The sequence below is a fragment of the Streptomyces fractus genome (assembly GCF_049844455.1).
Taxonomy (GTDB): domain Bacteria; phylum Actinomycetota; class Actinomycetes; order Streptomycetales; family Streptomycetaceae; genus Streptomyces; species Streptomyces fractus.
Window position 1 is genome coordinate 5,716,430 of record NZ_JBMYHI010000002.1, and the last position, 20,161, is coordinate 5,736,590.

A 20,161-nucleotide genomic window follows, 5' to 3' on the forward strand; every position below is an offset into this window, starting at 1 on the left:
TTGAACTCGGAAGTCGGAAAGTGGCTACAGTGGGGCCATGGCTCTCGGCAAGGACTACGCGTCGCAGGAGTGCTCGCTCGCCCGTGCACTGGAGATCGTCGGCGAACGCTGGACGCTGCTCGTCGTGCGCGACGCGCTCTACGGCGTGCGGCGTTATAACGACTTCCTCGTCCACCTGGGCATCCCGCGCGCGGTCCTCGCGGCCCGGCTCCAGACGCTCACCGCCGCGGGCGTCCTGGAGAAGCGGCAGTACCAGGAGTCGCCGCCGCGCCACGAGTACGTCGTGACCGAGCTCGGGCGCGGACTGTGGCCCGCGGTGCGGGCGCTCGGCGCGTGGGCCCGGGGGATCCCGGGGGCCCTGCCGATGCGTGAGTTCCAGCACGCCGTGTGCGGGACGCCGCTCGGTGCGGTCGGCGAGTGCGTGAAGTGCGGCGGGGGCCCCGTCGAGCCCGAGGATGTCGAGATGCTGCCGGGTGCCGGGCTCGACCCCGACCCCGCCGATCCGGTGAGCCGGGTGCTGCTCGAACCGCGACGTCTCCTCCAGCCGGTCGTGACCGAGCCTGTATAACTGGGCGGGACGACGTGACCGTACGAGGAGTGGAAGGAGGCAGGCGCATGGCACACACCACCAGCGGGACCGTCACGCTGCGGCCCGTCGCCGTGCTGCTCTTCGTCCTCCTCGGTTCGTCGGCGCTCGTCGACACGGGCAGCTTCGTCGGCGCCGTCGCGCTCGCGGCGACCGCCGCCGCGGGCTCCGCGCTCGCCGCCTGCGCCGTCCTGGCGGCGCGCTCCGCGCCCGCCGTGGCGCGCACCCGTGTCCGTACCGCCATCCGCGACCGCGAGCGGCGCACCGCGTTCCTGCCGCAGCGCGATCCCGACGCCTCGGGCCGTCCCAGGCCCCGAGCACCCGGACGTCTCGTCCCGACGGCCTGCTGACCCCTCCCCGGGGTCGCGGTCCGTCACGCCGACACACCTTTTCTTGATGTCAGGCACGACGAGACCCCCGGAGGGCTCACCCCATGTCGTCGTTCATGTCCGTATTCGCCAGCCTGGTCGCGCATCTGGCCGACCTGCTCCAGCCGCTGCTGCACGCCTCGGCCACGGCCGCGGCGATCGTCCTGTTCACCGCGGCCGTACGCCTCCTCGTCCACCCCCTGTCGCGGGCCGCGGCCCGTGGTCAGCGTGAGCGGGCGAAGCTCCAGCCGCGCATCGCCGAGCTGCGCAAGAAGCACAAGAGCAGCCCCGAGACGATGCAGAAAGCGATCATGGAGCTGCACCGCGAGGAGAAGGTCTCCCCGCTGACCGGCTGCCTCCCGATGCTCTGCCAGATGCCGGCGTTCTTCCTGCTCTACCACCTGTTCTCCAACCGCAGCATCGGCGGCGAGCCCAACGCCCTGCTCGGCCACACCCTCGGCGCGGCGCCGCTCGGCGGCCGGTTCAAGGACGCGCTCGCGGACGGCGGGCTGTTCGGGGAGCAGGGGGTCGTCTACGTGGTGCTGTTCGTGCTCGTCGCCACCGTCGCGAGCTTCAACTACCGGCGGACGAAGCGTCAGATGGCGCAGGCTCCGAAGCCCGCGGCGGGGCAGAACGGGCAGCAGCCGGTGCCGGGCATGGCCGCGATGGGCAAGTTCATGCCGCTGATGTCCTTCTTCACCCTGTTCACGGTGGCCTTCGTGCCGCTCGCCGCCGCGCTGTACGTCGTCACGTCGACGACGTGGAGCTCGATCGAGCGGGCCGTGCTCTACCGGGACATGCCGTACGCGGGTGGGATGGCGGCTCCGGCGATCTGAGCCCGCACGCCGAGTGCCGATCCGGGTCCAGTCCGTGAACGGGGTATTGCGGACTGGACGTTCTCCTTGGAGGATCGACCAGTCCTCCGATGGCTGCACGCCGCACCGGGCCGTGGAGGCTCCTCCTACTGCAGAGGGAGTTACACCATGAAGCTGCTGCGAGTCGGTCCCGCCGGAGCCGAGCGCCCCGCGCTGCTCGACGCCGAGGGAACCCTGCGCGACCTGTCGGAACTCGTCACGGACATCGACGGGGCGCTGCTCGCCGACGACGCCGCGCTCGAGCGCGTACGGGCCGCTGCCGCGGCCGGGGGACTGCCCGTCCTCGACGCGTCGGGGCTGCGGATCGGCCCGCCGGTGGCCCGTATCGGCAAGGTCGTGTGCATCGGGCTGAACTATCACGACCACGCGGCGGAGACCGGCGCCGAGCCGCCCGCCGAGCCGGTCGTGTTCTTCAAGGCGGCCGACACGGTCGTCGGACCCGACGACACGGTCCTCGTACCGCGCGGCTCCGTGAAGACGGACTGGGAGGTGGAGCTGGCCATCGTCATCGGACGCACGGCCCGCTACGCCGAGTCCCACGAGGCGGCCCTCGCGTGCGTCGCCGGGTACGCGGTCGCGCACGACGTGTCGGAGCGCGAGTTCCAGATCGAGCGCGGCGGCACCTGGGACAAGGGCAAGAACTGCGAGACGTTCAACCCGCTCGGCCCCTGGCTCGTGACCGCCGACGAGGTCCCGGACCCGCAGGCACTCGGCCTGCGCCTGTGGGTGAACGGCGAACTCAAGCAGAACGGCTCGACCGCCGACCAGATCTTCCCGGTCGCCGAAGTCGTCCGCTACGTGAGCCAGTTCATGACCCTGTACCCCGGCGACATCATCAACACGGGCACGCCGGCGGGCGTCGCCATGGGCCAGCCGGAGCCGAAGCCGTATCTGCGGGCGGGTGACGTGGTGGAGCTGGAGATCGACGGCCTGGGGCGGCAGCGGCAGGAGCTGAAGGGGGCGTAGGCGCCACTTAAGCCTCTGCGGCGATTGAGCAGCGGGGTCCGGGGCGGAGCCCCGATCTTGATAGCCCGCCGCAGGGGCTCAAATGGCGGTGAACCGCTCCAGGGCCTCGACCACCAGCTTGTGGTCCTCGATCTGGGGGAGGCCCGAGACCACCACCGCGCCCACGACCCCCGCCCCCCGAACGGCCAGTGGAAACGCGCCGCCGTGGGCGGCATACGTGTCCGGGTCGAGGCGCGATGCGTCCTCGAAGGTCGTGCCCTTGGCCCGGAAGCGGCTGCCGACCAGGTAGGACGAGGCGTGGTAGCGCTCCACGACGCGGCGCTTGCGGGCGATCCACGCGTCGTTGTCCGGGGTCGAGCCCGGCAGCGCCGCGTGGAACAGCTGCTGGCCGCCGCGCGTGATGTCGATGGCGACCGGCGCCTGCCGCTCGCGCGCGAGGTCCACGAGCAGGTTGCCGAGGGTCCAGGCGTCGTCGTACGTGAAGGAGTCGAGCGTCAGGCGGCGCTCCTGGTCCTCCAACTCGGGGATCTGCGGGGCGTGTTCGGGGTTCACCAGGGCCGGGTTCGTCACAGCGTCACCGTCACACCGTCGCGGGCCGAGACGCGGGCCGCCTCCAGGACGCCGAGCGCGTCGGCGGCCTGCGTGGCGGGCACCGGGTTGGGGCTGCCGTCGCGCAGCGCCGCGGCGATGGCGGCGTAGTACGCGGGGTAGTCGCCGTCGACCGTCGCGAACGGGCGGCCGCCGCCCGTCAGCGGGGACTCGCCGGAGCCGACGCGGCCCCACAGCGACTCGCCCTCCACGCCCCACGGCTCACCGGCCGCCGGGCGCTTCCCGTCGCGCAGCGCGGCCTCCTGCGGGTCGAGGCCGTACTTCACGTAGCCCGCCTGCGAGCCCAGCACGCGGAAGCGCGGGCCGAGTTGGGCGGTGGTGGCGGATACGTACAGGTGCGAGCGCACGCCGTTCGCGTGGGTGATCGCGATGAACGTGTCGTCGTCGGCCTCGGCGCCGGGGCGGCGCACGTCCGACTCGGCGTAGACGGAGACGGCCGGGCCGAACAGGACCAGGGCCTGGTCGACGACGTGGCTGCCCAGGTCGTACAGGAGGCCGCCGATCTCCTCCGGATCGCCGGACTCGCGCCAGCCGCCCTTGGGCTGCGGGCGCCAGCGCTCGAAGCGGGACTCGAAGCGCCAGATGTCGCCCAACTCGCCCTCGGAGAGCAGCTTTTGGAGGGTCAGGAAGTCGTTGTCCCAGCGGCGGTTCTGGAAGACCGACAGGAGGACGCCCTGCTTCTCGGCCAGCTCGGCGAGCTCGCGGGCCTCCGCAGCGGTGCCCGCGACCGGCTTGTCGACGACGACCGGGAGGCCCGCGGCGATGGCGGCCTTCGCGAGCGGCACGTGCGTCTTGTTCGGCGACGCGATGACGACCAGGTCCAGCTCGTCCGCGTGCTCCCACAGGTCGTCGGGGGACGCGACGAAGCGCAGGTCCTCGCCGTGCTCGGCGCGCGCCTGGGCCTGCCGCTCGGGGTTCGAGGTGACGACCGTGTCCAGGGCCAGGCCCTCGGTCGCGGCGATCAGCGGGGCGTGGAAGACGGAGCCCGCCAGGCCGTAACCGACCAGGCCCACGCGCAGGGGGCCGCTTGTGCCGGTCATACGTTCCATACGTTCCATGCGATCCATGCCTCCCACTTAAGCAACGGTGTTGCCAAAGTGCAAGCGCGAGGGACAATGGGCTGGTGGCTACACACGTGAGGAGGACCATGGCGGCGACGGTGGGCGCGAACCTGAGCGCCCTGCGCGGGCACAACGCGGCGCTCGTGCTCGATCTGCTGCGGACGGCGGGGGAGACCGGGATAAGCCGCCTGGAGCTCGCCGAGCGCACCGGGCTCACCCCGCAGGCCGTCAGCAAGATCACGGCCCGGCTGCGGGCGGACGGGCTCGCCGCCGAGGCCGGCCGCCGGGCCTCCACGGGCGGCAAGCCGCGCACGGTGCTCCGCCTCGTCGCGGGCGCCGCGCACGCGGTCGGCCTGCACCTGGACCGCGACGAGCTGCACACCGTGCTGGCCGATCTGTCCGGCGCCGTCGTCGCGGCCCGGCGCGCCCCGCTCGACCTCGGCGCGGGCTCCGACGCGGTGCTCGCGGCCGCCGCCTGCGAGGTCGACGCGCTGCTCGACGCGGACGGCGGGCAGACCGTCCTCGGCGTCGGCGTCGCCGTGCCGGGGCCGCTCGACCACGCGGACGGGGTGCTGCACCGGGTCACCGGGTTCCCGCAGTGGGACGGCTTCCCGCTGCGCGACGCGCTCGCCGAGCGGCTCGGCCTCCCCGTCGTCGTGGACAAGGACACGAACGCGGCGGCGCTGGGCCTGGCCCTCGAAGGCGAGGGGGAGCGCTCCTTCGCCTACCTCCATCTCGGTACGGGTCTGGGGGCGGGCCTCGTCCTCGACGGCGCGCTCTACCGCGGCGCGCGCACCGGTGCGGGTGAGTTCGGCCACCAGGTGATCCAACTGGACGGACCGCGGTGCGGTTGCGGCAACCGGGGCTGCATCGAGGCGCTCTGCCTGGCGGCCGTCGCCTCTGGCACGGACCGGGGGCTCGACGAGGCGGCCCGGGTGCTCGGCGAGGGCGCGGCGAATCTGGTCAGCCTGCTCGACATCGACGCGGTGCTGCTCGGCGGGCGCACGGTGGCGGCGCACGAGAAGCGTTTCGTACGCGGGGTGGAACAGGTCGTCTCGGCGCGCGCCCGTCGTGAGGGCGGCGGCCCGGCGATCCCCGTCCGCGCGGCTCCCGGCGGCGACACCCAGGCGGTCGAGGGCGCGGCCCACATGATCCTGGCCCCCTTGTTCGGCAGGGCGACTACGTCGTAACGGTCCCGATCAAGCCCCGCCGGCGATTGGGCCCCGGGAGCGCAACGCCGGTGCCGGGTGAGCTGAACGGGGGATTCGCTCCGCGCGCCGCGGCGCACGAACCCCACCCGGTCGCCCCGCGATGGAAACGTTCTGGCCCACGACTGTCGTCAACTCCGCGACCAGTGAAGGGCCTTCATGCGACCGCGCCGCCCGCTCGCCCTCGGTGTCACCGCCATCGCCGCCTGCGCCCTGACCTCCCTCGGCCCCGCGCACGTGGCCGCCGCCGACACCGGCACCAGGGCCTGCGCCGCCGACAAGCACGGCGACTTCCCGATCGACACCCGCATCGACGAGGGCCCCGCCACCTACCACCCCGGCGACGCCCCCCGGCACTTCTCGCTCGACCTCACCAACACCACCGCCACCCGCTGCGCCGACCTCCACCCCGTCCTCGTCATGGTCGACGACACCCGGAAACTGACGCCGAAGCACATCACGCTGGAGTTCCGCGACGCGGGCCGCTGGCGTCCGGTGTCCGTCGAGCGGACCGACCGGGACGAGAACATCGGCGTCTTCGACGGCTTCCCCGGATTCTCGGTCGGCGCGGGCGACACGGTCTCCGTCGACGTCCGCCTCGCGTTCGCCGACGGCACCCGGCCCGACAAGGTCGTCGCCAACGCCGCGCTCGTGCGGCGCAAGGACGACGACGGCGACTGGGTGGGCGAGTCCGACGACTACCCCTTCACCGTCGAAGAGGCCGCGGGCCCGACCCTCGCGGACGAGCTCGCACGGACGGGCCCGCGCGCCCTGCTCGGACTGGGGGTCGCGGCCGGCAGCCTCCTCCTCGCCGGCGCGACCCTCGTGGTGGGAGCCCGGCGGCTCCGCGTCGGCGGACGCTGAGCGCCGCCCCACCACCGGCCCGGCCGCCGCCCCAGCCGAACCACCGCGGCGGCCGGGCCCAAGGGGACGTACGACAGGTGTGCAGACAGGCGTTCACCCGCGTCTGCGACCATCCCCGCGTGGACTACCCGAACGACCAGGCCCCCGGCGCCCCCGTGCGCGACGGCATCCCCGAGCACGGGCGCATCCCGAAGTACTACGCCGTGAAGGCACAAATCGCCGCACTCATAGCCGAGTTGACCGAGGGGGAGACCCTTCCCACCGAGCGTGAACTCGCCCTCCGTCACGAAGTCGCGCGCGAGACCGTGCGGCAGGCGCTGCGCGAGCTGCTGCTCGAAGGGCGGCTCAGGCGCCACGGCAGGGGCACCGTCGTCGCGGGCCCGAAGCTGGCGCAGCCGCTCTCCCTCGCCTCGTACACGGAGGGCGTGCGCAGGCAGGGCCGGCGCCCGGGCCGCACCCTCATCGGCCTCGAACGCTTCCCGTGCCCGCCCGCGCTCGCCGCCGAGATCGGCCTCGAACGCGGCGAACCCGTCTGGCACATGGAGCGCGTGCTGCTCGCGGACGACGAGCGCGTAGGCCTGGAGTCGACCTACGTCCCCGTGTCCCGGGTGCCGCGCCTCGACGCCGAGTTCGACCCCGACTCGTCGTTCTACTCCTACGTCCACGACCGCCTCGGCATCGAGTTCGGCTCGGCCGACGAACGCATCGAGACGGTGCTGGCGACCCCGCGCGAGGCCCTGCTCATCGGCACGCCGCCCGCGCTGCCGATGCTGCTCATCCACCGGATCTCGTACGACACCGGGCGCCGCGCCACGGAACGCGTGCGGACGCTTTACCGCGGGGACCGGTTCTCGTTCACCGCGCGTTTGGGTTCCGACGGCTGGTAACACCCGGCACCCCGACGGGAGTTGGCCCCGCACGGGCGCCCAACATAACGGCAAGATAACGGGTCTGGTCCAAGCTTGGGGGCCCGTTCACCGTCCCGTTGCCGCGCCGCTCCGTGCGGGACATCCGGCGCCAGGAGCGTGGCCGCCGTGAGAGACATCGACCAGAAGCTGAGCGGCATCCGGTTCGACCGGGTGTCGGTCGCGTACGGCGGCACGACCGTTCTCGACTCCCTCGACCTGACCGTCGAGCCGGGCGAGGTGATGGCCCTCCTCGGCCCCTCGGGCTCGGGGAAGACCACCGCGCTGCGCGCCGTCGCCGGGTTCGTGCGGCCCGCGTCCGGGCGGGTGCTCCTCGGCGGACGCGACGTCACCGACCTGCCGCCGCACCGGCGCGGCATCGGCATGGTCGTGCAGAGTTACGCGCTCTTCCCGCACCTGCGCGTCGAGGACAACGTCGCCTTCGGGATGCGGGCACAGAAGGTGCCGAAGAGCGAGATCCCCGCACGCGTCGCCGAAGCCCTCGAACTGACCGGCATGGCCTCCTACGCCAAGCGCCACCCCCGCGAACTCTCCGGCGGCCAGCAACAGCGCGTCGCCATCGCGCGCGCCCTCGCCGTACGGCCCGGTGTGCTGCTGCTCGACGAGCCGCTGTCCGCGCTCGACGCGACGCTCCGCTCCGGAATGCTCGCCGAACTGGCCCGGCTGCACCGCGAGTTGCCCGACGTCTCGATCCTGTACGTCACGCACGACCAGGTCGAGGCGCTCACCCTCGCCGACCGAATAGCCGTCATGGATCAGGCCCGCCTCCAGGACGTCGGCACGCCGCAGGACCTGTACCGGCGCCCGCGCACCGAGTTCACCGCCTCTTTCGTCGGAAACGCCAACCTCCTTCCGGTGCGGGTCGGTTCGCCCGCAAAGGACACCGTCTCCTTCGGCGCGACCGAACTGAAGGTCCCGACGCAGGGCGACGTGGCGGCGGGAGCGACGGCCACGCTTTGCGTCCGCCCGCACCTCGTCGGACTCGGCGAAGGCCCCAACTCCCTTACGGGCGAGGTCTCCGAGGTCCAGTGGCGCGGCTCGACCCACCGCCTCTACGTCGACGTCGACGGCCATCGCGTCAAGGCCGACCTGCGCGAACTGCGCGATCCGCCGGCGCTGGGGGAGCGGGTCACCGTGCACTTCGCGCCCGAGGACGCGGTACTGCTCGGCGCCGGGGTCTCGTCGGAGGCGGTCGGCAATGGCTAGCGCCACGCTCGCCGCGCCCCGTCAGGGCGCCGCCAAGTCCCGTAAGCGGAACAGCGGTTGGATATGGGCGCTGCCGCCCGTCGCCGCCCTCGCGGTCGTCTTCCTCTACCCGCTCTTCCTCGTCGTCCAGCAGTCCCTCACCCCCGACACCGGCGGCACATCGCTGAAGCCGTACGCCGACGTCTTCGCGTCCTCCGCGTTCCGCGAGGCGCTCGGCACGACGGTGTGGCTCGCCGTCGGCTCCACGGTCGGCTGCCTCGTCCTCGGCTTCGCGCTCGCGCTGATCGTCGCGTTCGTGCCGTTCCCCGGAGCGAAGGCGGTCGCCCGGTTCATCGACGTGTTCCTGTCCTTCCCCTCCTTCCTGATCACGCTCGCCCTGCTGTTCGTGTACGGGCAGGTGGGCATGGCCAACGGGCTGTGGACGGACGTCACCGGCGCCGCCACCGGCCCCTTCCAGTTCCTGGCCACGCCGTGGGGCGTGCTGCTCGCCGAGATCACCTACTTCACGCCGTTCGTGATGCGCCCGCTGCTCGCCGCGTTCTCGCAGGTCGAGACGGCGCAGCTGGAAGTCGCCGCGTCGCTCGGGGCGCGGCCCGCCCGGATCGTGCGGCAGGTGATCCTGCCGGAGGCGCTGCCCGCGCTGGCCGCCGGCGGCTCGCTGGTCCTCGTCCTGTGCCTCAACGAGTTCGGGATCGTCCTCTTCACCGGCGCCAAGGGCGTCACCACGCTCCCGACCCTCGTCTACAGCAAGGCGATCCTCGAGTCCGACTACCCGGGCGCGTGCGTCGTCGCGGTCGTCAACGTCCTTGTCTCCGTGAGCCTTTACGGCCTGTACCGGGTGGTGAGCCGTCGTGTTGGTTCATAGCAAAGCCGGAAGGTGGGGCGCCTGGGCCCTGTTCTTCGTCCTCTTCCTGCCCCTCTTCGCCCTTCCGCTCCTCGTCGTCCTCGCCGCGTCCTTCGCCACGAACTGGTCCGGCGCCCTGCCCTCCGGCTTCACCGGCGGGCACTACGGGGCCGCCACCAGCGGCGACTCCCTCACCGCCCTGACCACCAGCCTCGTCACGGCCGTCACCGCGAGCGTGCTCGCGCTGGTCGTCGGCGGCTGGGCCGCGCTCGCCGCCGCCGCGCTGAGGAAGCGCGGGCGCCGCGTCATGGACGCCCTGTTCATGCTGCCGGTCGCCGTGCCCTCCGTGGTCGTCGGCCTCGCCGTCCTCGTCGCGTTCAGCCGACCGCCGATGCTGCTCAACGGCACCCGCTGGATCGTGATCATCGCCCACACGATCCTCGTCACCGCGTTCGCCTACCAGTCCGTCTCGGCCGCCCTCCAGCGCCTCGACCCGGTGTACGAGCAGGCCGCGGCCTCCCTCGGGGCCCGCCCCGCGTACGTCCTGTGGAAGGTGAAGCTGCCGCTCCTCCTGCCCTCCCTGAACGCCGCCGCCGGACTCTGCTTCGCCCTGTCCATGGGCGAGTTGAGCGCCACGATGATGCTCTACCCGCCGGACTGGATGCCGCTCCCGGTGCAGATCTACGCGACCACCGACCGCGGCTCCCTGTTCACCGGCTCCGCGATCGCGGTGGTCCTGATGGCCGCCACGCTGCTCGTCCTGCTGGCCGTCTCGCGGATCCGCACCAAGGCCTCGTACCGCTAAGCCCTGTCAAAGACCTTACGTACTACGGGAGTTCACCTCGCCATGCGCAAGAACACGCTCACCACCGTCGCCGCCGTCACCGGCGCTCTCGCCCTCGCCGCGACCCTGACCGGCTGCGGCGGCAGCTCCGCCGCGTCCGACGAGAAGACCGTCACCGTCTACAGCGCCGACGGCCTCAAGGGCGAGAACGGCGACGGCTGGTACGACAAGGTCTTCAAGGACTTCACCAAGAAGACCGGCATCAAGGTCAACTATGTGGAGGGCGGCTCCGGCGAGATGGTGCAGCGCGCCGTCCGAGAGAAGGTCAACACCCAGGCCGACGTCCTCGTCACGCTGCCGCCCTTCATTCAACAGGCCGACAGCAAGGGCCTGTTGGAGAAGTACAAGCCCAAGGGGTCGGAGCAGGTCGACGGCGCCGACAAGGCGGCGGACGGCACCTGGACGTCCGTCGTGAACAACTACTTCGGCTTCATCCACAACAAGAAGGAGCTGAAGACCCCGCCCACCACCTGGGAGCAGCTCCTCGACGCCAAGTACAAGAACAAGCTCCAGTACTCCACGCCCGGCATCGCGGGCGACGGCACCGCCCTGCTGGTCAAGGCCATGCACGACTTCGGCGGCAAGGAGCAGGCCATGGCCTACCTGAAGAAGCTCCAGGCCAACAACGTCGGCCCGTCCGCCTCCACCGGCAAGCTGGCGCCCAAGGTCGACAAGGGCGAACTCCTCGTGGCCAACGGGGACGTGCAGATGAACTACGCACAGTCCAAGGACATGCCGAACCTCGGCATCTGGTTCCCGAAGAAGGCCTCCGGGAAGCCGACCTCCTTCGCCCTGCCGTACGCGGGCGGCCTCGTGAAGGGCGCCCCGCACACCGCCAACGGCAAGAAGCTCCTGGACTTCATGCTCGACGCGAAGCAGCAGCGCGAGGTCAGTTCCATCGGCGGGGGCTTCTCGCCGCGCGCCGACGTGAAGGCCGCCGACGACAACGCCGTCGCCCTCGCCAAGACCATGGACGGCGTGCAGATCTTCGAGCCGGACTGGAACGACATCGCCAAGAACCTCCAGACGTACGTGGACGACTGGAAGACGGCGACCGGCAGCTGAGAGCCGGTCGCCGACGTACGTTCCTCAGACCAGGTCGACGAGGTCCGCGATCGAGTCGACCACCTTGGTCGGCCGGAACGGGAAGCGGTCGATGTCCGCCTTGCCGGTCAGTCCGGTCAGCACGAGGTACGTCGTCATCCCGGCCTCAAGACCCGCGAGCACGTCCGTGTCCATCCGGTCGCCGATCATGGCGCTGGACTCCGAGTGCGCCCCGATGGCGTTGAGCCCGGTCCGCATCATCAGCGGATTGGGCTTGCCCACGAAGTACGGGTCCTTGCCGGTCGCCTTGGTGATCAGCGCCGCCACCGAGCCCGTCGCGGGCAGCACGCCCTCCGTGGAGGGGCCGGTGTTGTCGGGGTTGGTGGCGATGAACCGGGCCCCGCCGTTGATCAGCCGGATCGCCTTGGTGAGCGCCTCGAACGAATACGTACGGGTCTCGCCGAGGATGACGAAGTCGGGGTCCGAGTCGCTGAGGATGTACCCCGCCTCGTGCAGCGCCGTCGTCAGACCCGCCTCGCCGATCACGTACGCCGTGCCGTTCGGCCGCTGGCTGTCGACGAACCGGGCCGTCGCGAGGGCCGAGGTCCAGATGTTCTCGACCGGGACCTCCAGACCGATGCGGTTGAGACGGGCGTGCAGGTCACGGGCCGTGTAGATGGAGTTGTTCGTGAGGACGAGGAACGGCTTGCCCGAGTCCCGCAGCTTCTTGATGAACGCGTCCGCGCCAGGGATCGGCACGCCCTCGTGCATGAGGACCCCGTCCATGTCGGTCAGCCACGAATCGATGGGCTTGGGCTCTGCCATGTGTGCGGACTCCTCGGCTCAGGATCGACTGACTGCGACTGCCTCCCATCGTATTCACCTGCCCCCCCGAGGCGTGACCAGCCACGGAAGCCTCTCGGGATGCGGAACGCGGCCGCAAGCGTGACCCTGCCTAGAGGAGGTTCACGATGCGTGCAGGACTGCTTGCTGTCGGTGTCGCGGGCGCGGCCGTCCTGGTGGCCGCCCCGGCCACCCCTGCCACCGCGGCCCAGGCGGCCGACGGCGGTGCGGCGATCACCTTCACCCCGCGTGCCGCGCCCGCGGGCACCGACGTCGATCTGCGGGTGAGCGGCTGCGACGGCACCACGGGCAGCGCCAGTTCCGCGGCCTTCGTCGCCCCCGCCCGGCTCGCGCCCTCCGCCGACGACCCCACCCTGTTCGCGGAGGCCCGCGTGAAGTCCTCCGCCGCGCCCGACGCCTACCGGGTCTCGGTGACCTGCGACGGAGTCGACGGCAAGGTCACCGGCACCCTGACCGTCCTCGGCCCCGACGCCTCGCCCACCCCGTCCCCGACCGCCCTCGTGCACGCGGGGGGCGGCGGCACCGCGGCACACCGGCAGGCACTCGCCGTCCACCAGGACCCGGCCGCCGCCCCCAGCGAGGGCCCCGGCACCCGGCACGCCCTCATCGGCCTCGGCCTCGCCGCGATCGCCGCCGTCTCCGTGGCCGTGCGCAGCGTGCGCCGCCGCAGGCCCACCGGTTCCTCGACGAGGCGCTGACCCGCCATGAGTGACCGGTCGCAGGGGGCCGGGCGGCTCCTCACGGGGGTCGCCTGGGCGGTGCTGCTCCTCGGCCTGTGGTTGTGGGGCCACGGCGCCACCGACCTGAGCCTGTCCTCGCCGACGACCGGGGACGCGGCCGCCGTCGGCCGCCCCGCCGGCGTCGACCTGCCGGCCGCCCACCGGCCCGTCGAGGGCGCGGACCCGCGGCGCGTCGACATCGCGGCACTGCGCGTCCAGGCGCCCGTCGTGGCCCGCGGCCTGGACGCGGGCGGCGCCATCGACCCGCCGCCGTACGCGCGGGCCGGCGTCGTCGGCTGGTACCGCGACGGGGTGCGGCCGGGGGAGCGCGGCACCGCCCTGTTCGTCGGGCACGTCGACACCGAGACCAGGCCCGCCGTCTTCTACCACCTCAGCGAGGCCGAGCCGGGCGACACGGTGCGCGTGACCCGGGCCGACGGCTCCGTCGCCGAATTCACCGTCGACGACGTCCGGGTGTTCTCCCGCGAGAACTTCGACCCGGCCAAGGCGTACGGGCCGCACCGCTCCGAGCGCGCGGAACTCCGGCTGATCACCTGCGGCGGCCGATTCGACAAGGCCTCGGGCACCTACACCGCGAACGTCATCGTGTCCGCGTATCTGTCCGGCGTGGACAGCCCATCCCAGAAGGCCAGTTGACGGCGCGGGCCACCTGGACCGGCCGGCAGCCCGCTCCCCCCGGAGCCACCGGCCGGACCGGTCCTCGACCGCGCGGGCGGCGGGCTGCGGGAGGGCCCGGCCTCGGCACGGGAGGCTTTGATGGTCCGTCGGATCGGACCGGCCGAGGACTAGGGCCCTTCTGACGGATCTTGCTGGAGTCGCGGGGACTGGCACGCACATCTGCGGCGTTGTCGTCGGTTGCCGACGCTCCGCGTCGTCGCCCTCCTCCGCCTTGCAGCTGCACGCACCAGTCCCCGCTCACCGGCACCGAACATCCACGCCCCCGGATCCAGCCTGATCCGTCAGAAGGACCCTAGGGCCACTCATCACGACTTTAGAACGGTTGGACGCGTCAGCACAGAGTGAGGTCGAGGGTTCACGACGGGCGAGGGGTCACGATGGTCGAGGTTCACGACGCGTCGGGGCGCACCCGCTCGTCGGGCAGGGTGCGGCGGATCACGGAGTGCGCGACCTGATCGAGCGGCAGCCGGTTCGAGCGCGCGTACCGTCGCAGAGCCGAGAACGCGGCCTCCGGCGCGGTCGCCCAGCGCTCGGCGAGCATGCCCTTCGCCTGCTCGATCCGCACCCGGCTGGCGAGCGCCACGCCCAGCTGCTCCGTCAGGTCCTGGGTCCGGGCGTGCACACAGTGATTGCGCAGCCCGGTGGTGGCCGCGTCGGCGAGCACTTGGGCGATCGCGAACTCGGCCTCGTGCGCCGCCGGTTCCGCCCGGAGGACGGCGAGCGCCCCCACCAGCTCGTCGGCTCCGCGCAGCGGAACCGCGTAGGCGGAGGCGACACCGCGACGCCGGGCGATCGCCGTGAACGCGGGCCAGCGCGCCACCGCCGTCGCGGAACCCAGGTCCACGCGAGCCACCGCCCGGCCGGTGCGCAGCGTGTCGTGCGCCGGGCCCGCGGGAGCGTCCGGGGACACCAACTCCCGTACGAAGTCGTAGCGTTCACCGCGGTGGCTGGTCGCGGCCGGGCAGCCCGGGCGGGCGGGAAGCACGCCCGCGCCCAGGGCGCCGAGCAGCTCCACGCAGTGGTCGGTCAGGCGGCGCAGATAGCGCGACGGGTCGAAGGTGTCACGGAATATCTCCGCGTACTCCAACAGGGCAACTGCCAGGCGCAGTTCACTCGTCTCACCGGACAAGTCACGCCCCCCTCCACCCCGCGTGTCGGATGGTTCCTGATCGCCGCCTACCCGGGCCGCGCACGCTGTAACAGGTCCTTGACAAGCGGCGTCCGCGCTCGTGGCACGGCCGGGGCGTGTGCCACGATGAAGAGCCAGGCAGTGCACCCAAGGGGGAGTGGATGTACCGGAAACTGAGGGCTGGAGCGGTCGTCGTGGGGGCGGCGCTGCTCATGTCCGCCTGTTCCTCCGGCGGCGGGGGCAACGAGGGGGACGGGTCGCCGGGCGCGGTGACGCAGCAGCCGAAGGGCGCGGACCCGTTCTGGGTCAACCCCGACAGCAAGGCCGCGAAGGCCGCGGCGGCGCTCGAGAAGGACGGCAAGGACGACGAGGCCGCGAAGGTCCGCAAGATCGCCGAACAGCCCAGCGGCGAATGGCTCCTGCCGGAGAACGCGGAGGACCAGGCGCGCGGCTTCACCGAGGCCGCCCAGAAGGCCGACCGGGACGCGCTGCTGGTCGTGTACAACATCCCGCACCGCGACTGCGGCCAGTACTCGGGCGGCGGCGCCGCGGACGGCAACGCGTACCGGGAGTTCATCGACCAGGTCGCCGCGGGCATCGGCGACCGGCCCGCGACGGTGATCCTGGAGCCCGACGCGGTGCAGCACATGGTGGACAACTGCACGCCGGAGCAGTTCCACGAGGAGCGCTACGACCTGCTCAAGGGCGCCATCGCGAAGTTCGAGTCCCTGAAGGACACGAAGGTCTACCTCGACGCGGGCAACGCGGGCTGGGGCAAGCCGGACCAGATCTTCGAGCCGTTGCAGCGGTCGGGCATCGACCAGGCCGACGGCTTCTCGGTCAACGTGTCGAACTTCTACACCACCGAGGACTCCGTCAAGTACGGCAAGGAGCTCTCGGCGAAGGTCGGTAACAAGCCGTTCGTGGTCGACACGAGCCGCAACGGCAACGGGCCGTACACCGGCGGCGCCGCCGACGAGCGCTGGTGCAATCCGCCGGGCCGGGCCCTCGGCGAGGAGCCGACGACCAAGACGGGTGACTCGCAGGTGAAGGCCTATCTGTGGGTCAAGCGGCCGGGCGAGTCCGACGGCACGTGCAAGGGCGGCCCGAAGGCCGGCGAGTGGTGGGGCGAGTACGCCCTGAAACTGGCGGGGGCCAAGTAACGCCAGAGGGCGGGAGGTACCCCTCCCGCCCTCTCATATGTCACGCGCTCCGCGCCTACGGCACCCGTACCCACTGGGCCTTGCTCGGCGTCCCCTGGTCGTCCGTGACGAAGAGCATGTACCAGCCCGACTCCACCAGGGAGCGGCTCTTCGGAACGGTCAGCGTCACCGAGTCGGCCGACTTCTTCAGGCCGAGCGCGATGGACGTCTGATCCACGTCCGTCACATGCGTCGAGGCACTCGGCCGGATCAGCCGGGCCGTCTTGATGGACGACGCGTGCCCCGTCTTGTACGTCGCCGAGGCACCGCGCCGGATGGTCCTCTGGCCGCCGTCGAGGGACGGCCGCGAGTCCCGGTACAGATACGGCGGCGTGTACATCTCGATGCGCTGCTCGAACGTGCCCGGCTTGGTGTTGGCCTTGTCGGCGTAGAGCGAGTCCGAGCCGAAGAACAGCACGCGGCCGTCGGGCAGGAGCAGCGAGCCCGAGTGGTAGTTGCGGCCCACGCTCGGGTCGGCGACCCGCTTGAACGTGTTCTTCTTCGTGTCGTAGATCCGGGACTCGAGGATGTTGGAGTCGCCGCGACCGCGATAGTCCTGCGAGCCGCCGGAGACGAGGACCGAGTCGTCGGGCAGGATCGAGGCCTGCGGATAGCGCGTGCCCTTCTCCAGCGTCGGACCGTCCACGAACTTCGGGCTCGGGTCCTTCAGATCGACGAGCCGGGTCTTCTTGCTGGACAGCTTGGACTCGCCGACGCCGCCGCCGCCGATCACCATGTACTTCTGGTCCTGCGCGGGCGGCAGTTCCACGGTGTTGGCCGTCTCCAGCCTGTCGGGGTCCGAAAGCCCGGGAATCTTCTGGAACTTATTGTTCGTCAGATCCCAAATACCGGGCTTGCGGCCGACGTTGTCCGGCCCGTAACCGGCGTTCGCGCCCGAGTAGAAGATCTTCCCGTTCTCCATCTGGAACAGCGCGGGGTACGTCGGGAACTGGCGGACGTCCTTCAGGTACGTCCACTTCTTCGTCTTCGGGTCGTAGACCTCGTTCTTGCCCGGCACCAGCTGCCCGATCTCGTCGAGCCCGGACACGGAGAGGACCTTGCCGTCGGAGAGCGTGGTCAGCGTCGGATACCAGCGCGCCTCGTTCATCGGGTCGACCTTGATGTACTTCTCGGCGACCGGGTCGAACTCGTAACTGTCCCTGATCCCCTGGAAGTCCTTCTTGTCCAGCGCCAGCTTCTGTGCGATGCCGTACACATTGCGCGCGTCCTGGGCGGTCAGGCCCTGCACCCGGTAGTTGTCCTGGGTGCCGGTCTCGTACTTGGCGCCGCGCCGCTGCGCCTCCACGTACACGCGGCCGAGGCCCGGCTCATTGCGCAGGAACCTGCCGGTCGCCTTGTCGAAGACCTTCTTGGCGCGCTCGACCGTGATGTTGTCCTTGGCGACGAACGACTTGCCGTTCTCCTTGCCGGTGAAGACCGTGCCGGCCTTGATGGTCTTGGGCGCGTCCGGGTCCTCGTTGTGCACGATCATCAGGCCGCCGGCCTTGGTGACGTCACCCTTCAGCTTCTCGTAGCGCTTGGTGCCGCCCGCGATCAGCAGATTCCCGTTCGCCAGCTGCGTATGTCCCGTGCAGAACAGGTCGGTCGGCGTGGGAATCTTCTTGATGGTCTTCTTCACCGGGTCGTAGAGCCGGGTGTCGAACTTCTTCGCGTCGAAGTTCTTCTGATTGTTCCCCGACCCGGCGACGAGCAGGATCTTCCCGGTGTGGAGCAGCGCCGCGTGAATCGTGTTCAGGCGCATGTCCTTGGGGAAATCGATGACGTCCCAGTGCCCGTTCTCGGCCTTGTACTCCGGTTTGTTGATCTTGTACTCGTGATACTTGGCCGATCCGAAGCGATACAGCCAGGGTCCGTTCATCCCGGCCAGCGCCAGGACCACCACCGTGCCGATGACTATGCGCCGGGCACGGCGGCGGCTCGCACCGTCTTTCACTTGTTGTGTCCCCCCAGGGAAATCTGCATGGTCTGTTCGTTGCCCCCGTCAGCGCCCGGGCCCCCGTCACGCGGCTGGGCGGCCCAACTCGGCTTCTGCTGCGGCGCGGTGTGCGCCCGCGCCGGAGTCGCGGGCTCCGCCCCGGTCCGCTGCGGCTGCGGGTCCTCGGGCGGCTTCGGCTTCTTCCTGTCCTGGCGGAGCATGTAGCGCCACGCGAACATCGGGGCCGCGGTGATCAGCAGGGCGAAGGAGGCCCAGGTGATCATCGCCGGGTGGGAGTGGCCGAAGTAGAAGCCCGCGCCGATCGAGCCGCCGAAGATGAGGATGAAGTACCAGTGGTAGCGGAAGGTCCCGAACCAGCGGTCGGGGCTGGCCGAATCGCCCTTGGGGGTCACCACGAACTTGCTCTTGCGGCGCAGTACGGCGTCGAAGAGCGCCTTCGCGTACAGCGGCGCCGACAGCGCGGACATCACCATGCCGGCCACGCCGCCGGAGCCCTCGGGCTCGTGCGGCGAGACGTTGTGCCGGCGGTTCCAGATGTACAGGCCGATCTGAAGCGCCGAGGCGTTGCCGTACAGCATCAGCCAGACCGTCGGGTCGATGTTCACACCCGAGGCGCCGAGACCCAGGAACAGCGCGCAACTCAGCGCCGCCAGGATCCAGTTCATGGCCGCCATCGGGTAGAAGATGATCATCATCGTGTAGTTGAAGAGCTTGCTCGGCGGGAGCGTGAAGAAGCCCTTCCAGTACTGCTTGAGGATCGTCTCGTAGGTACCGCGCGACCAGCGCATCTGCTGGGTGAAGAAGTCCGTCCAGGCGCTGGGGCCCTCGCCGACCGCGAGCACGTCCGGTGTGTATACGGAACGCCACTTCTTGCCCGTGGCGGGGTTGCGGTGCCGGTGGATCTCGAAGCCGGTCGCCATGTCCTCCGTGATGGAGTCGTACAGGCCGCCGATCTGCTTGAGCGCCTTGATGCGTACGGCGTTGGACGTGCCGACGAACATGGGCGAGCCGTACCGGTTGCCCGCGCGCTGGATCAGCGCGTGGAACAGGAACTGCTGCGACTCGGCGGCCTTGGTGATGAAGTTGTCGTAATTCCCGTACACCTGCGGGCCGATGACGAATCCGACGTCGGGGTCACGGAAGAAGCCGAGCATCCGCTCCAGGTAGTTGGGCAGCGGTACGTGGTCGGTGTCGACGGAGGCGAAGTAGTCGTACTCGTCCCCGTGCGCGTCCAGCCAGGCGTTGTAGTTGCCGTGCTTGGTCTTGGCACGGTGCGGGCCCTTCGGCTGGTTCCACTGCGCGACCCCCTTGCGGGAGAAGTGGTGCACGCCGAGCCGCGCGCAGACCTCTTTGACCTCGGGGTCGTCGCCCTCGTCGAGCAGCCAGACGTGCAGCAGGCCCCGGTGGCGCAGCTTCACGGCCGCCTCCAGGGTCTTCGTCACCATCGCGAGCGGCTCCTTGCCGGGCACGAACGAGGTGAGGAACGCGACGCGGGTGCCGGTCTGGGGCACCACAGGGACCGGGTCGCGGGCGACCAGCGTCGCGTGCGCGTTCGACAGCACGTTCATGCAGCGGAAGAACTCGATGAGCCCGATGGACACGAGCATCACGATGTCGAGCGCGGGCAGGAAGTCGTAGGCGGGGTAGTCCCGTTCGGTCCAGTGTTCGGGCTGCATCAGCCAGAACAGCAGGACCAGGGAGAGCAGTGGGGCCGCGCCCAGCATCAGCGCGGCCCGGATCCTGTGCGGCTCCTGCGAGAGCAGTGAGCGGTAGCGCACCTTGTACGGCTGGTTCGGATCGGGCTGGGTCAGTGGCCCGGCGAGCCGGCTGTAGTGCTCGTAGTCGTAGCGCGGCAGCGATTTCCTGATGCGCCGGAAGCCGCCGGTGCGGTGCGGTGGCACGCGCAGCTGTGTCGTCTCGGACGGGTCGAATTCCGGTCGGGCGCCCGTCGGCGTCGACGTCATGAGTCATCCCCCCGCACGCGTCACCGCGTGGTCGTCGGTCCTGCGCCCGGGAACGGGCCCCCTGACCGTGCCCCCGGACGTATCACTGGCGGGCCACCGTCCCACCCTCATCTAAGACTGGTACGGCGGCCTTCCGGTTGCATGATGCCCCCCTCGACATCGGTTCATGGGCGGGGCCCCCTCCCCGCGCGCTCGGCAACCGGCTCGGGCCCGGTGTGACACGGTG

20 protein-coding genes are annotated in these 20,161 nt (G+C 70.9%); 14 read left to right on the forward strand and 6 right to left on the reverse strand.

Features of this window, described 5'->3' with window-relative positions; all coding sequences use genetic code 11:
* The first annotated feature begins 37 nt into the window (after window positions 1-37).
* The 4 genes from ACP4E5_RS27890 to ACP4E5_RS27905 all read left to right on the forward strand — a co-directional run bounded on the left by ACP4E5_RS27890 (window position 38) and on the right by ACP4E5_RS27905 (window position 2,795).
* Entirely contained in the window at window positions 38-568 is a 531-nt protein-coding gene (locus ACP4E5_RS27890; RefSeq protein ID WP_425833302.1) for a winged helix-turn-helix transcriptional regulator, read from the forward strand.
* A 47-nt stretch (window positions 569-615) separates the two neighbouring features.
* Complete coding sequence (locus ACP4E5_RS27895; protein ID WP_425833304.1) at window positions 616-936, forward strand: DUF6412 domain-containing protein; 321 nt, start codon at window positions 616-618, stop codon at window positions 934-936.
* An 83-nt stretch (window positions 937-1,019) separates the two neighbouring features.
* The gene (locus ACP4E5_RS27900) at window positions 1,020-1,790 is read left to right on the forward strand and encodes a YidC/Oxa1 family membrane protein insertase (protein WP_425833306.1); all 771 of its coding nucleotides are present in this window, start codon (window positions 1,020-1,022) and stop codon (window positions 1,788-1,790) included.
* Between the two features lie 147 nt (window positions 1,791-1,937).
* Window positions 1,938-2,795, forward strand: coding sequence for a fumarylacetoacetate hydrolase family protein (locus ACP4E5_RS27905; protein ID WP_425833308.1), 858 nt, complete (start codon window positions 1,938-1,940; stop codon window positions 2,793-2,795).
* 78 nt (window positions 2,796-2,873) lie between these two features.
* Here the strand turns inward: ACP4E5_RS27905 and ACP4E5_RS27910 are convergent, their stop codons facing one another.
* Window positions 2,874-3,365 carry a heme-degrading domain-containing protein gene (locus tag ACP4E5_RS27910; RefSeq protein ID WP_425833310.1) on the reverse strand — a complete coding sequence of 164 codons (492 nt, stop codon included), beginning with the start codon at window positions 3,363-3,365 and terminating at the stop codon, window positions 2,874-2,876.
* Window positions 3,362-4,444: a Gfo/Idh/MocA family protein gene (locus tag ACP4E5_RS27915; RefSeq protein ID WP_425833312.1), complete on the reverse strand. Its 1,083-nt coding sequence runs from the start codon at window positions 4,442-4,444 to the stop codon at window positions 3,362-3,364. Before ACP4E5_RS27915 ends, ACP4E5_RS27910 begins: the two co-directional genes overlap by 4 nt.
* Before the next feature lie 107 nt (window positions 4,445-4,551).
* Here ACP4E5_RS27915 and ACP4E5_RS27920 point away from each other — a divergent pair, with 107 nt between their 5' ends.
* The 7 genes from ACP4E5_RS27920 to ACP4E5_RS27950 all read left to right on the forward strand — a co-directional run bounded on the left by ACP4E5_RS27920 (window position 4,552) and on the right by ACP4E5_RS27950 (window position 11,422).
* Entirely contained in the window at window positions 4,552-5,655 is a 1,104-nt protein-coding gene (locus ACP4E5_RS27920) for an ROK family protein (RefSeq protein ID WP_425833314.1), read from the forward strand.
* A 177-nt stretch (window positions 5,656-5,832) separates the two neighbouring features.
* The gene (locus tag ACP4E5_RS27925; RefSeq protein WP_425833316.1) at window positions 5,833-6,537 is read left to right on the forward strand and encodes a hypothetical protein; all 705 of its coding nucleotides are present in this window, start codon (window positions 5,833-5,835) and stop codon (window positions 6,535-6,537) included.
* Between the two features lie 119 nt (window positions 6,538-6,656).
* Window positions 6,657-7,424 carry a GntR family transcriptional regulator gene (locus ACP4E5_RS27930; protein ID WP_425833318.1) on the forward strand — a complete coding sequence of 256 codons (768 nt, stop codon included), beginning with the start codon at window positions 6,657-6,659 and terminating at the stop codon, window positions 7,422-7,424.
* Between the two features lie 156 nt (window positions 7,425-7,580).
* Complete coding sequence (locus ACP4E5_RS27935) at window positions 7,581-8,669, forward strand: ABC transporter ATP-binding protein (protein ID WP_425841705.1); 1,089 nt, start codon at window positions 7,581-7,583, stop codon at window positions 8,667-8,669.
* A complete protein-coding gene (locus ACP4E5_RS27940; protein ID WP_425833320.1) occupies window positions 8,662-9,534 on the forward strand; it encodes a 2-aminoethylphosphonate ABC transporter permease subunit in 873 nt (290 codons plus the stop codon). Before ACP4E5_RS27935 ends, ACP4E5_RS27940 begins: the two co-directional genes overlap by 8 nt.
* Complete coding sequence (locus ACP4E5_RS27945; RefSeq protein WP_425833322.1) at window positions 9,521-10,318, forward strand: ABC transporter permease; 798 nt, start codon at window positions 9,521-9,523, stop codon at window positions 10,316-10,318. The genes ACP4E5_RS27940 and ACP4E5_RS27945 overlap by 14 nt, the downstream gene beginning before the upstream one ends.
* A gap of 42 nt (window positions 10,319-10,360) precedes the next feature.
* The gene (locus ACP4E5_RS27950; RefSeq protein ID WP_425833324.1) at window positions 10,361-11,422 is read left to right on the forward strand and encodes a 2-aminoethylphosphonate ABC transporter substrate-binding protein; all 1,062 of its coding nucleotides are present in this window, start codon (window positions 10,361-10,363) and stop codon (window positions 11,420-11,422) included.
* A 24-nt stretch (window positions 11,423-11,446) separates the two neighbouring features.
* Here the strand turns inward: ACP4E5_RS27950 and ACP4E5_RS27955 are convergent, their stop codons facing one another.
* Window positions 11,447-12,226 carry an HAD-IIA family hydrolase gene (locus tag ACP4E5_RS27955; RefSeq protein ID WP_425833326.1) on the reverse strand — a complete coding sequence of 260 codons (780 nt, stop codon included), beginning with the start codon at window positions 12,224-12,226 and terminating at the stop codon, window positions 11,447-11,449.
* A gap of 146 nt (window positions 12,227-12,372) precedes the next feature.
* On the opposite strand from ACP4E5_RS27955, the gene ACP4E5_RS27960 reads away from it, so the two are divergent.
* The gene (locus ACP4E5_RS27960) at window positions 12,373-12,963 is read left to right on the forward strand and encodes a hypothetical protein (RefSeq protein WP_425833327.1); all 591 of its coding nucleotides are present in this window, start codon (window positions 12,373-12,375) and stop codon (window positions 12,961-12,963) included.
* 6 nt (window positions 12,964-12,969) lie between these two features.
* Window positions 12,970-13,641: a class F sortase gene (locus tag ACP4E5_RS27965; protein ID WP_425833329.1), complete on the forward strand. Its 672-nt coding sequence runs from the start codon at window positions 12,970-12,972 to the stop codon at window positions 13,639-13,641.
* A gap of 430 nt (window positions 13,642-14,071) precedes the next feature.
* On the opposite strand, the gene ACP4E5_RS27970 is transcribed toward ACP4E5_RS27965, so the two are convergent.
* Complete coding sequence (locus tag ACP4E5_RS27970; RefSeq protein WP_425833331.1) at window positions 14,072-14,812, reverse strand: GAF and ANTAR domain-containing protein; 741 nt, start codon at window positions 14,810-14,812, stop codon at window positions 14,072-14,074.
* A 161-nt stretch (window positions 14,813-14,973) separates the two neighbouring features.
* On the opposite strand from ACP4E5_RS27970, the gene ACP4E5_RS27975 reads away from it, so the two are divergent.
* Window positions 14,974-15,975, forward strand: a complete 1,002-nt coding sequence (locus tag ACP4E5_RS27975) for a glycoside hydrolase family 6 protein (protein WP_425833333.1) — start codon at window positions 14,974-14,976, stop codon at window positions 15,973-15,975.
* 55 nt (window positions 15,976-16,030) lie between these two features.
* Here ACP4E5_RS27975 and glxA read toward each other — a convergent pair whose 3' ends face one another.
* Entirely contained in the window at window positions 16,031-17,968 is a 1,938-nt protein-coding gene (gene glxA, locus ACP4E5_RS27980; RefSeq protein ID WP_425833335.1) for a radical copper oxidase GlxA, read from the reverse strand.
* Complete coding sequence (locus tag ACP4E5_RS27985) at window positions 17,965-19,935, reverse strand: glycosyltransferase family 2 protein (RefSeq protein WP_425833337.1); 1,971 nt, start codon at window positions 19,933-19,935, stop codon at window positions 17,965-17,967. The genes glxA and ACP4E5_RS27985 overlap by 4 nt, the downstream gene beginning before the upstream one ends.
* Window positions 19,936-20,161: the final 226 nt, after the last annotated feature.

Excerpts from the sequence above, each read along its gene's own strand:
- ACP4E5_RS27940 (WP_425833320.1), top strand. The coding sequence starts at position 8,662 with ATGGCTAGCGCCACGCTCGCCGCGCCCCGTCAGGGCGCCGCCAAGTCC.
- ACP4E5_RS27925 (WP_425833316.1), top strand. The coding sequence starts at position 5,833 with ATGCGACCGCGCCGCCCGCTCGCCCTCGGTGTCACCGCCATCGCCGCC.
- ACP4E5_RS27950 (WP_425833324.1), top strand. The coding sequence starts at position 10,361 with ATGCGCAAGAACACGCTCACCACCGTCGCCGCCGTCACCGGCGCTCTC.
- ACP4E5_RS27955 (WP_425833326.1), bottom strand. The coding sequence starts at position 12,226 with ATGGCAGAGCCCAAGCCCATCGATTCGTGGCTGACCGACATGGACGGG.
- ACP4E5_RS27900 (WP_425833306.1), top strand. The coding sequence starts at position 1,020 with ATGTCGTCGTTCATGTCCGTATTCGCCAGCCTGGTCGCGCATCTGGCC.
- ACP4E5_RS27915 (WP_425833312.1), bottom strand. The coding sequence starts at position 4,444 with ATGACCGGCACAAGCGGCCCCCTGCGCGTGGGCCTGGTCGGTTACGGC.
- ACP4E5_RS27920 (WP_425833314.1), top strand. The coding sequence starts at position 4,552 with ATGGCGGCGACGGTGGGCGCGAACCTGAGCGCCCTGCGCGGGCACAAC.
- ACP4E5_RS27960 (WP_425833327.1), top strand. The coding sequence starts at position 12,373 with ATGCGTGCAGGACTGCTTGCTGTCGGTGTCGCGGGCGCGGCCGTCCTG.
- ACP4E5_RS27985 (WP_425833337.1), bottom strand. The coding sequence starts at position 19,935 with ATGACGTCGACGCCGACGGGCGCCCGACCGGAATTCGACCCGTCCGAG.
- ACP4E5_RS27975 (WP_425833333.1), top strand. The coding sequence starts at position 14,974 with ATGTACCGGAAACTGAGGGCTGGAGCGGTCGTCGTGGGGGCGGCGCTG.
- ACP4E5_RS27905 (WP_425833308.1), top strand. The coding sequence starts at position 1,938 with ATGAAGCTGCTGCGAGTCGGTCCCGCCGGAGCCGAGCGCCCCGCGCTG.
- ACP4E5_RS27965 (WP_425833329.1), top strand. The coding sequence starts at position 12,970 with ATGAGTGACCGGTCGCAGGGGGCCGGGCGGCTCCTCACGGGGGTCGCC.
- ACP4E5_RS27895 (WP_425833304.1), top strand. The coding sequence starts at position 616 with ATGGCACACACCACCAGCGGGACCGTCACGCTGCGGCCCGTCGCCGTG.
- ACP4E5_RS27890 (WP_425833302.1), top strand. The coding sequence starts at position 38 with ATGGCTCTCGGCAAGGACTACGCGTCGCAGGAGTGCTCGCTCGCCCGT.